We start from the raw sequence: 10,965 nt of genomic DNA, 5'->3' as shown, positions 1-10,965 counted from the left end.
GGTGATGTCTTCCATGTGCTCGAAGATGGCCGGATCGACCTTCGCGTTGAACACTTCATCCAGGCGCGCCAGCAGTCTGTCACTGCCACCATGCGCTGCGGCAAGGCCGGCCACATCCTGCGGCACGTACCATGAGTACTGCCAGGCATTGCCTTCGGTGTAGTCGGTGCCGTAGCCACTGGCGCTGGGGTCGAACGGCGTACGGAAGCTGCCATCGCGCTTGCGCGCACGCATGAAGCCGGTGTCCTTGTCGAAGGCGTTGCGCCAGTTGCCCGCGCGCTTGTCGAAGGTTGCGGCGACATCGGCCTTGCCCATCGCCTGCGCCATGCGCGCGATGGTCCAGTCATCGAACGCGTATTCCAGCGTCTTGCTGGCTGCTTCGCCCTCCTCGTCGATCGGCACGTAGCCCAGCTCACGGTACTGGGCGATGCCATCGTAAGGGCCGTAGTTGGCAGTCTGCACCATCGCCTTCAGCGCCTTGTCCGCGTCGAAGCCGCGAATACCCTTCACGTAGGCATCGGCGATCACCGGCACCGCGTGGTAGCCGATCATGCACCAGTCTTCCAGGCCATGGAACGACCACACCGGCAGCATGCCGTAAGGGCTGTGCTCGTGATGGGCCAGCATGGAATTGACGAAATCGCTGTTGCGCTTCTCCGGCTGCACCAGGGTCAGCAGCGGATGCAGCGCCCGGTAGGTATCCCACAGCGAGAACGTCGAATAGTTCGTGTAGCCCTTGGCCTGGTGCACGGCGTTGTCCGCGCCGCGGTACTGGCCGTCGGCATCCATGAACAGCGTCGGCCCCAGCAGCGTGTGGTACAGCGCGGTGTACGCGCTGCGACGCGCGTGTTCCGGTGCTTCGATATCCAGCACCGACAACGCCTGCGTCCACTCCTGCTTCGCCTGCGCGCGCACACGGTCGAAATCGAAGTCGGCCACTTCCGCATCGAGGTTGGCGATGGCGCCCGCCTCGCTGACCGGCGAAATGGCCACCTTCACCACCAGCGGTGCATCCAGCTTGCCGAAGTCGAAGGTGCCCACCAGCTGCCGCCCCTCGATCTGCGCGCGCTGCGCCGGGTCCTTCTCGCCCGGGGGCGCGAAGCCCTTGTAGACGATGTCCTTTTCGGTGTTGTGCAGCGCGTGGCTGGCCAGCGGTCGCGAGAAGCGCATCGCGAAATACAGCTGGCGGCCGGCGGCCCAGCCACGCGTCTCGCGGAAGCCGGTGATGGTGCCATCGCCACGCACGCGTACCCGCGACCACAGGATCTTGCCCGGGTAGTCATACATGCTGGTACGCATGTCCAGCAGCACCTTGGCTTCGCTGCCCTTCGGGAACGCATAGCGATGCACGCCCACGCGGGCGCTGGTGGTCAGCTCGGCGCGCACCTTGTAGTCGTCCAGGGTGACCGCGTAATAGCCCGGTTCGGCCTTCTCGTCATCGTGGCGGAAACGCGAGGCGTAACCGCTGCGTGGCTTTTCGGGGTCGCCGCGCTCCAGGCCAGGGTTGCCGGTGAACGGCATCAGCAGGATGTCGCCCAAATCGGAATGACCGGTGCCGGAAAAGTGCGTGTGCGAGAAACCGACGATGCTGCTGTCGTCGTAACGGTAGCCCGCCGCCCAGCCGTAGGCCTTCTCGCGCGGCTGGATGCGCGTGTCCGGGCTGAGCTGGACCATGCCGAACGGCACCGTTGCGCCGGGGTAGGTATGCCCCTCACCGCCGGTGCCAATAAAGGGATCGACCGAGGCATAGGCCTTGTCGGCGGCGGTCTTGGCCGGGGCGGCCGCAGCCAGGCCGGAGGCGAACATCGCCGTGGCGGCGACAGCGATCAGGAGACGACGGTCCAGCGTGGGCATCGGCATTTGGATCGATTCAGGTGGTGGTCAGATCCTAGCACCGGGGTGACGGTGTCGCATGCTGCAGTGCGGATGCCGCCTTCAACGCATGCATCTGCAACCGATTGGATGGATCGACACTGGAATTGAAGGGATGCTGCCAAGCCTGGCGGGCCCATTTCGATGCGAACGCGCAAGCGGTTGTCGGAATGGGCACTACCGAGAAAAAATCAGCCCGTAATTGGAGACTTTCAGATGCAGTGCCGGGTGGAACAGACCGCCAATGCGTGTGCAGGATATCCGCGCAGCGCGAACACCGCTGCCGGGTGTGGAACCCCGAAACGGGCTTTGGGAGCTGCTTGCCGTGACTACGGCGGGCGGTGCGCGGCGGCCGCATGGCCCTCCGGCTTTTCCCAGAGCTCAGCCGAAGTTCCAACCCCGCACCGCCCGCCACCCTTGCGGTGGCCACGTCCCCTCAAGGAGCCATCGCATGTCGCATGAACCGCCCATCCTGACCCCGGAAATGGAATCCCTGTTCTTTCGCATCGAGCACGCCCTGAACACCGCCGAGGGCATGGCGATGATGATCGGCGAGAACGAACCGGCCGACCCGCAGGCGCATCTGCGCCCGGGCTACAGCCTGCAGAAGATCACTGTGGCGATGATGGCGTTGAGCCAGCATGGCCGGCGATTGCTGCATGAACTGCGCGAGCAGCATGTGCGGGTGACGCTGCATTGAAGCGGACATCGCCGGGGAAATGAGCCGAGCGTGGCTCGGCTCCATGAAGGCCACTGAAGAGGCCACTCAATCCGGCAGCGCGCTCTGCAGCGTTGCAAGATCTGCCGCATCCACCGGCCGCACCACGCGCGCCACTTCCGTGCCATCACGCAACAGGATCACGGTGGGCCACAGCTTCACCTGGAACGAGCGGCCCAGCGGCTTGCCCTTGCCGTCTTCGATCTTCCAGTGCGGCAGATCGTGTGCCTCGACGAAAGCCTGCAGTGCCGGTTGCGCGGCCTGGCAATGGCCGCACCACGGTGCACCGAATTCCAGCAACAGCCAACCGGCCTGCGCATCCACCTCCGCGCGGGCCGGCTCGGCTGCCACAGGGTCACGCATGAAGGGCATGCCGGTTACGCCTGCAGCGTGCGCTGGATGTCTTCCAGCGGCGCGTTGGTGAGATCCTTGGCGATGTCGGCCAGCAAGCGAGACTGCGTCTCCTTGTGCAGCAACGGACGGATGCGGCCCAGCGTGGTGGGATCGGCAATCAGCACCAGATGCGCATAACGGTTGTTGAGCGCGTCTTCATTGAGCTGCTCGGCCACCTGCTTGGCGAAGGTCGCCTCGTTGAGCTGCGAGATCGACATGTCCTTGGGCACCGCACCGGATGGGCCCTGACCGGACACACCCTGTTCGCTGATGTCCTGCAGGCGCAGCTCGCCTTCCTGTTTCAGGGTGAGCTTGTGCTCGTTGCCGACGTTGGTGAACACGCGGGCCGAGCCACCATCGGCGACGATAACCAGGGTGCCTTCGGGAATGCGACGGGTCATGCGTTACTCCTTGCGTTGGTTCGTGACCACCGTAAAAGCCGGGGCGTGAGCGAGGCGAGCACAACATGTTCATTCGATGTGCGTGGGTCATGTGCATGAACAGGCAACATGGAACGCTGCGTTCGTACTGGCGCGATTCTCGGCACGCTCACACTGTAATCGTTATCATGAACGCATGATCGACACGACCCACTGCACGTCAGCACCTGTTGCTGGCCTGCGGGAAGCACTGCCGACCGGCGCTTCGCTTTCCATCATTGCCTCTCCCTCGCCTTTCCATCGCCTCGCGCTGGATCCCGGCGGATGACGCCTGCGGGCCCTGCCCCGCCTGTTCCCTGCGCCTGCCCCACCCGCGCGTGCGCTGACACGTAATCGGACCCATCCGTTCGTCCTGCATGTCGCTCTGCGTTCTGGCAGCGGGCAATGCGTGTTGCGTGCGCGGCGTTTCATCGCACACGCCTTTCGCCCCCTTCCGGGTCTTCCATCCGATGCCCCTGCGCCTGCTGCGCCAGCATCGCCGTTTCCGAATTCCGGGACATTCGTACCGCCCATTCCAACGCCATTTCCATTCTTCCAAGGGAGTCCCCATGCAGGACAACTCCGATGCCCATGCCCATTTCGGCTGGTTCAAACGCCGCCGCCATCTGAAGGTCGACGAGATCACCGTTGTCGACAAACCCATGCTCAAGCGCGCCGTCGGCGCCGCTGCACTGGGCAATGCGATGGAATGGTTCGACTTCGGTGTCTATGGCTATCTTGCCGTCACCATCGGCCAGGTGTTCTTTCCCTCCAGCAATCCCACCGCGCAGGTGATTGCCGCGTTCGCCACGTTCACGGTGGCCTTCCTGGTACGCCCGCTGGGCGGCATGGTCTTCGGGCCCTTGGGCGACCGCTACGGGCGCCAGAAGGTACTGGCCTTTACCATGATCATGATGGCATTGGGTACGTTCGCCATCGGCCTGATTCCCTCCTATGAACGCATCGGCATCTGGGCGCCGGTGCTGTTGCTGCTCGCCCGCGTGGTGCAGGGCTTTTCCACCGGCGGCGAGTACGGCGGCGCGGCGACCTTCATCGCCGAGTACTCCACCGACCGCAACCGCGGCCTGATGGGCAGTTGGCTGGAGTTCGGCACGCTGGGCGGCTATATCGCCGGTGCCGGTACGGTGACTGCACTGCACATGCTGTTGAGCAGCGAGCAGATGCTGGACTGGGGCTGGCGCATTCCGTTCCTGGTGGCCGGCCCACTCGGCCTGCTGGGCCTGTACATGCGCATGCGGCTGGAGGAAACGCCAGCGTTCCGCGCGTTCGCCGAAGAGGCCGAGAAGCGCGACCATGAGCGCCCCGGCCTGGTCGACCTGTTCCGCGTGCACGGCCGCCAGCTGATCGTCTGCATGGGCCTGGTGCTGGTGTTCAACGTGACCGACTACATGCTGCTGACCTACATGCCCAGCTACCTGAGCGTGACCATGGGATATGCGGAGAGCAAGGGCCTGCTGCTGATCATCATCGTGATGCTGGTGATGATGCCGTTRAACATCGTGGGTGGCCTTTTCAGCGACAAGCTGGGCCGGCGGCCGATGATCATCGGCGCCTGCATCGCGCTGCTGGTGCTGGCGGTGCCGAGCCTGCTGCTGGTGGGCAGCGGCAACGACGGGCTGATCTTCCTTGGCCTGATGCTGCTGGGCCTGGCGCTGGTGTGCTTCACCAGTTCGATGCCGTCCACGCTGCCGGCGCTGTTCTATACGCCGGTGCGCTACAGCGCGCTGTCCATTGCGTTCAATGTGTCGGTGTCGCTGTTTGGTGGCACCACGCCGCTGGTGACCGCCTGGCTGGTGGAACGCACGGGCGATCCGCTGGTACCGGCCTACTACCTGATGGGCGCGGCGGTGATCGGCCTGATCACGATGATCTTCGTGAAGGAGACCGCCGGCCTGCCGCTGCGCGGTTCGCCGCCGGCCGTGGGCTGCGACAAGGAGGCGGCCGCGTTGTTGAAGAGCGATGCACCGGTCACGGTGGACCGCGCCCTGCCGCCGTTGCCGGACGTGGCCGAACCGGAACAGGTGACCCCGGCCTGAGTGGCTGCGGTGGCGCCAGGCATTGCCTGGCGCTGCCGTCAGCACAGGGCTAGTCGGCGCGGGTCAGCTTGCCCGGGCTCCAGCGGTACACCCAGGCATGCTGACCTTCCGGCGGGCAGGCCACCTTGCCTCGCACGCACAGCTTCGAACTGCGGGTGCTGTTGAAGGTCACGCGGATGCGGTCACCGTCCATGGTGATCGTTTCCATTTCGCCGGGGATATGCACGCTGGCGTCATCGGCGTAGCCCGAGGCGCGGATCAACGCGTAGGTTTCGTCGTCATAGGCGGATTTGCCGGGTGACGTGGCCTGGCCCCGCGCATCACCTTCGGCCAGCGGGGTCATCACCACCAGCTCGTTGAGCTGCATCGCGCTGCCGGTCTGGGTCGCGGTATAGAGATAGACGATCTCCGGGCGGCCGTCGCCATCGAGGTCGGCATTGCCGGCCCACAGCGGGCGGTAGTCGTACTGGCTGTCGGTGCCCGGGTGCAGGCGCAGCGATGCCTCGGCGGTGCGGCGTGCCTTGTCGTAGCTCATCGGCTCGTTCGGCGCCTCGACCTTGGCATCGGCCGGCGTTGCATCCTGGGCCAGCAGCGGTGCCGCTACCGTCAATGCCATGGCCACCACCAGCGCGCGCAGGCCAGTGGCCTGCCAGTGCTTCCGCTCGTACATCCGTGTTCCTCGATCAATGAATCTGCGGGCTCGGATCATCGCACAGGCGGGCCGGCAAGCGGCGTACTGTCGGCATGCAGTTCCATCGCGCGCATGACGATGGGCTTGGCCCAGTCCGGGGTGTGCAGCAGCTCCACCACCGACACCGGATACTGCAGGCCCTGGCGATCCAGCGCCAGCACCGGCAAGGGGGCAACACGCCCATAGCGATCGGCCGGCGCGCTGTTGTCATACACATGCAGTTCGGCCAGGTGCGGCATCAATGCCAACAGGTTCTCGCGTGCGGAATCGAAGCGTGCGCGGATCTTGTCCTGCGGGATGTCGTGGCCACCGGCGGCAACGCGGGCCGCCACGCGAGCAACATGCAGTTCGACGGTGGCCAACCCGCAGAACCAGATCGCCACGTCATGCTGGCTGCAGGCCTCGCGCAACAGACGCGGAATGGTGTTGCCGCCCAGGGTGGTTTCAAAGGCGAAGTCGCTGCCGTCGGCGATCGCCTGGCGCAGCCGTCGTGCGCCCTCCTGCCACGCTTCGGCGTTGGCGTCGGCCAACGGCCAGCCCGCCTCCACCAGGCGCCGGGTGAAGCTGTCCGGGTTGTACCAGCCCAGGCCGTCGGCCTCCAGCCAGGTGCCGAGCAGCGAACTCTTGCCGGCGCCATTGACGCCGGCCAACGCCAGGATCCGCCCCATGATTCAGAGCGGACGGCCGAGCGCGACCTTGTGGCCGCGGCGGATCGGCTTGCCCATCACCTTGCCCAGCCCCTCACCCTGCTGCAGCCCGGCCAGCGSCTGGTCGAACTCGCTGCGCAGGCGCGACAGCACGTCGCTGCGCTCCTCGCTGTCGCTGCCGCTGGCCCTGGCCAACAGCTCCTGGTAGGTCTTGATGTCCACGATCACCGCCTCGGGGTGATTGTGGTTGGTGATGACCAGCGCCTGCTTCTCGCGCACGGTACGCATCAGGCTGGGCCAGCCACGGGTCTTGACCGAGGATGCCGGGGCCTTGTCCAGGCCGGGCAGGTCGAGCGGGAGGGTCATGGCACGGCTCCAGCGGAAGGATATGTGGCCACTATACCCAATTTGGCCAAATTGGGGATTAATGGACTGCGCCCCCCCCTTTGCGCCGCGCCCGACGGCTCAGAACGCCCGTTCCCATTTCAGGCTCAGCAGACTGCGGTCGTGGCTGTACAGCCAGTCCACGTTGCTGTCGATGCGTGCGTAACGCAGGCTCAGGCTGGGGACCAGCCCAGCCACGGCCAGGCGCTCGCTGCGCACGATGGCGATCAGGTTCTGCTCGCTGTCCTGCCGACGCGCYTCCAGCAACGGGCTCCAGGCATCGTAGTCACGCTCACGCAGCGACACGAACACCGTGGCCGTGGTGCCGCTCCACTGGCGCGCTGCGCCCAGGCGCAGGCCGCGTTGCCGGTAGCCGTTGGCGGGATCGGCGGCGCTGCTGTCACTCAGGTCGACCCCGGCAAACACCGTCCAGCGCGGGTTGAGCGCGCGGAACCAGGTGGCATAGATCGCCGCCAGTTCACCGTCGTAGTTGCTGGCCACGCCCTGCTGTCGATAGCGCTGGCGTTTCCAGTCGGCTTCCAGCTTCAGCAGGCTGCGCGGATCTGCGGCGAACTGCCATTCGCCATGCATGCCGGCACCGCCCTGCAGCGCGTGGTTGCCGAGTCCCTGGTAATCGTAGCTGGGCGCCAGCAGCAAGGTATGCCGTGCGCTGCGCCAGCTGTAGCCGGCCTGCACGCTGGCATTGAGCTCGTTGTAGTCGCTGTGCCCACGCCACGCCTGGCCGAACGCCAGGCCGCGCAGGTACAGCCCATGGTGGCCGGCCAACGGCAGGCGCCGTTCCAGGCTGACGTCGTAGTCCAGGCCGAACGCTGCCTGTGCATCGGGCAACCGGCGTTCGATGAAGCAGGTGGTGCCGTCACCAAACAGGCAGGTGCGGCTGGCCGAACTGCGGTTGATGTTGTCGCTCCAGGCGGGGCCGGCGGCGATGCCACCCTTCCAGCGCTGGCGTGCACGCAGGGCCTGCAGGTAGCCGTCCACCCGCGTACGCACGCCCGCCGTTGCAGGGTCGCCGCCATCGATGCCGGCTGCGATCGCCTCGAACAGGGCGATGGCATCGCGGTCGCGCTGGTCTTCGGCATACACGCGCGCCAGTTCCAGCCGCGCCGGCAGGAAGTCCGGCTGCGCGGCGAGCACGGCCTCGTATTCGGCCGCGGCCTTGCCGTGCTGACCACCCACGCGCGCCAGCGCACCCTGCGCGTAGTGGCGCAGCAGCGGATCGTGGCCAGGCAGTTCGATGTACTCGGCAAGGAAGGCGGCCGCGGCCTGCCATTGCTGGTGCTGCAGCGCGAGATAGAGCGCCTGGCCGAGGTCGTCGACAGTGCGCTCCACGCGGTACTGCTGGCCGTCGAGGGTGATGGTCGGTCGCTCGTGCTCGGCCTGGCGCAGGCGCTGCTGGTCCTGCTGCTGATGACGCAGCTCGCTGCCCTGTTCGAGCACACGGCGCAGGTCATCCTGCTGCGCGTGGGCATTGTTGAGCGGCCAGGCCAGCAGCAGGACGACAAGAAAGAGAAGGTGGCGCATGTTCGATCCGGTTGAAGCACTATCGCAGGCCGAAGCAGGGACTGGCGGATCGCGGCTTGTCCCTGCCCTGCCCCGTCAGGGGCGTGGCGATCAGTTCTTGCTGCCGCCGAAGGCGGTGTCGTACTGGCTGTTGCCGGCGAAGGTGGCGATGCCGGCCAGGGTGGCGGCGTTGGCACCGAARAACTGGCCCTGGGTGCTGCCCGACACCGAGCCGTTGGCCACGGCCGTGCCTGCGAAGGACGCATTGGCGCTGTTGATGGCAGCGTTGACGCCCACGGTCAGGCCGCCACCGGCGATCTGGCCGCGCAGGGTGCCGGCACCGAAGTCGGCGCGGAACGCACCGGTCAGCAGGTTGCTGCCGTTGAACTTGTTCAGGCCCGCCACGCTGTAGGTGGCCACGCCTGCCGGCAACGTGGTGCCTGCACGGTCACCAGCGAAATAGACCTGGCGGTTGTTGAAGCCACCGGCGGCGCCATCCTTGGACCATTCACCAAACCAGACATCGCCGCTGCCCACCTTGACGAAGTTGAAGTGGCCCATGCCGGCGTGGTTGCCCGGGGTGCCGGTGATCGGCATGGCCAGGGTGYGCACGGTGGTGCCGTTGACAGTGGTGGGTGCCGAATAGGCGCTCAGGCCCTGGAAGTCCACGCGGGTGCCACCGGACACGGTGCCGACGCCGATGCCGGCCTTGCCAGCGACGTGCGGGCCACCATTGACCTGCGATTCGCCGACATTGACGTTCAACTGCGGATCGGTGACGGCGCTGGCGGCGCCGACGATATCGGCAGCATGGGCGGCACCGGCCAGGGCCAGGCTGGCGGCCACGGTGAGCAGGGAGCGGGAGAACATTTTCATGGAAAAACTCCTTGGATTGAGGGAACTACAGGTACAACGCTTGAATCGGTGAGGCGTCAGAAGCGCGCGGTGACTGCGAGCTTGAGGGTGCGACCGGGCGCCGGCAGCGTGGAGCGCGTGGCCGGGTCGACGTAGTAGCGGTTGCCGAGATTGCTGCCGACCAGTTCGACGCTGGCGTGGTCGTTGAAGCGCCAGCGCGCATAGGCATCCACCGTGGTGATGTTTCCCCAGGTGAACGGCACGTTCTGCCACAGCAGGCTGCTGCCGCCGGCCAGCAAGCGGTCGCGGTAGGCCTGCAGGTCCGGGTTGTGGTGACGCCGGTAGTGCATGATGCGGCTGCCCAGTTCCAGCCGCTCGTCGAACAGGCGGGTGCCCAGCGACAGGTTCACCGACAGCTTCGGCACGGCCTGGGTCAGCAAGTAACCACCGACGAAGCCATCCTGCACGCAGTTGGGCACCAGGCCGCGGTTGGCATCCAGCTGTACTGCGGTGCTTTCGTCGCACACTTCGTTTTCAAGGGTGCGGGCGATGCCCAGGTCGCTGAAGAAGCGGCGGTTGTCGAAGCGCGCCTGCAGCTCAATGCCGCGCAGGGTCTGCTTGTCGATGTTGTCGAACAGGAAGTACGCATCGCGCTCGATCACATCGCGGGTTTTCTGTACGTAGTAGCTGAGCTTTACGTCCGCATCGGCGGTGCCGTCGAACAGCGCAGAGAGGTTGTGCACATAACCCAGCTCGTAGTTGTAAGCGTGTTCGGGCTTGAGCGGATACAGCGGATTGAGGCTGCTGGAAAACGCGATGGTGCTTTCGAACATGCTGGGGAAGCGCTTGGCCTCGGTGTAGCGGGCATACAGGCGCGCAGCAGGCGAGAAATGCACGGTGGCCGAGAACGTGGGCAGCCAGGCATGGTCGCGGCGGCGGCTGTTGTGCGCCTGCACCGCCTGCCCCTGCACGGCGTTCTGCACCCGGCAGGTCTGGTCGGTACCGAGCACCATCGGCAGCAGCCCGGGGATGGCGGCCACCTGGCCGTTGAGGCACGGGTTGCTGGCTCGCGTGTAGTTGCCATCGGCATCCGCTGCCCAGGCGATGCTGTGCTCCACCGGCACCGGCGTTTCGTACTTGCTCAGCAGGTTCTTCAGCAGGTCGTCGACCAGCGAGCCCATGCCGATGCTTTCCCAGAACTCACGCTCCGATTCGATCGCATCGATCTCTCCCTGCAGGCTGGCGGGGCGTGGTGGCAGCTCGTTGACCCGGTAGCGCGCCTCCTTGCTGCCGACACTGCGGGTCAGCAGCTCCGGATGCGCCTGCAGGAAATCGTCGAACGCCCAGTAGCGGCTGTAGCGCACACCGGCGTTGAGGGTAAGGAACTCGACCGGCCGCCATTCCAGGC

At 66.0% G+C, this 10,965-nt stretch carries 11 protein-coding genes; 2 read left to right on the top strand and 9 right to left on the bottom strand.

Features of this window, described 5'->3' with window-relative positions; translation table 11 throughout:
• Positions 1-1,860, bottom strand: a 1,860-nt coding sequence (locus tag AC1VAN_RS02770; protein WP_480985227.1) for a GH92 family glycosyl hydrolase, incomplete at its 3' end; no start/stop codon positions are given.
• A gap of 463 nt (positions 1,861-2,323) precedes the next feature.
• Here AC1VAN_RS02770 and AC1VAN_RS02765 point away from each other — a divergent pair.
• On the top strand, positions 2,324-2,572 hold the full coding sequence (locus AC1VAN_RS02765; RefSeq protein ID WP_025874402.1) for a hypothetical protein: 249 nt from the start codon (positions 2,324-2,326) through the stop codon (positions 2,570-2,572).
• Between the two features lie 66 nt (positions 2,573-2,638).
• On the opposite strand, the gene AC1VAN_RS02760 is transcribed toward AC1VAN_RS02765, so the two are convergent.
• Positions 2,639-2,962, bottom strand: coding sequence for a thioredoxin family protein (locus AC1VAN_RS02760; RefSeq protein ID WP_442251783.1), 324 nt, complete (start codon positions 2,960-2,962; stop codon positions 2,639-2,641).
• A gap of 5 nt (positions 2,963-2,967) precedes the next feature.
• Positions 2,968-3,384, bottom strand: a complete 417-nt coding sequence (locus AC1VAN_RS02755; protein WP_032974590.1) for a baeRF12 domain-containing protein — start codon at positions 3,382-3,384, stop codon at positions 2,968-2,970.
• A gap of 587 nt (positions 3,385-3,971) precedes the next feature.
• On the opposite strand from AC1VAN_RS02755, the gene proP reads away from it, so the two are divergent.
• Entirely contained in the window at positions 3,972-5,459 is a 1,488-nt protein-coding gene (gene proP / locus AC1VAN_RS02750; RefSeq protein ID WP_025874399.1) for a glycine betaine/L-proline transporter ProP, read from the top strand.
• Positions 5,460-5,508: 49 nt separating this feature from the next.
• Here proP and AC1VAN_RS02745 read toward each other — a convergent pair whose 3' ends face one another.
• From AC1VAN_RS02745 to AC1VAN_RS02720, 6 genes are all read right to left on the bottom strand, one after another.
• A complete protein-coding gene (locus tag AC1VAN_RS02745) occupies positions 5,509-6,129 on the bottom strand; it encodes a hypothetical protein (protein WP_313444657.1) in 621 nt (206 codons plus the stop codon).
• Between the two features lie 35 nt (positions 6,130-6,164).
• Complete coding sequence (locus AC1VAN_RS02740) at positions 6,165-6,818, bottom strand: ATPase (RefSeq protein WP_099842614.1); 654 nt, start codon at positions 6,816-6,818, stop codon at positions 6,165-6,167.
• A 3-nt stretch (positions 6,819-6,821) separates the two neighbouring features.
• Positions 6,822-7,163: a type II toxin-antitoxin system prevent-host-death family antitoxin gene (locus AC1VAN_RS02735; protein WP_480985226.1), complete on the bottom strand. Its 342-nt coding sequence runs from the start codon at positions 7,161-7,163 to the stop codon at positions 6,822-6,824.
• Between the two features lie 99 nt (positions 7,164-7,262).
• A complete protein-coding gene (locus tag AC1VAN_RS02730) occupies positions 7,263-8,723 on the bottom strand; it encodes a surface lipoprotein assembly modifier (protein WP_478013497.1) in 1,461 nt (486 codons plus the stop codon).
• 90 nt (positions 8,724-8,813) lie between these two features.
• Complete coding sequence (locus AC1VAN_RS02725) at positions 8,814-9,578, bottom strand: Slam-dependent surface lipoprotein (RefSeq protein ID WP_480985225.1); 765 nt, start codon at positions 9,576-9,578, stop codon at positions 8,814-8,816.
• Positions 9,579-9,634: 56 nt separating this feature from the next.
• Positions 9,635-10,965 (bottom strand): TonB-dependent receptor domain-containing protein (locus tag AC1VAN_RS02720; RefSeq protein ID WP_480985224.1); only part of this gene is annotated, 1,331 nt, incomplete at its 5' end.

It is taken from the genome of Stenotrophomonas sp. 05L44_2 (genome assembly GCF_056665995.1).
This window is presented reverse-complemented; position numbering and strand designations above follow the sequence as displayed.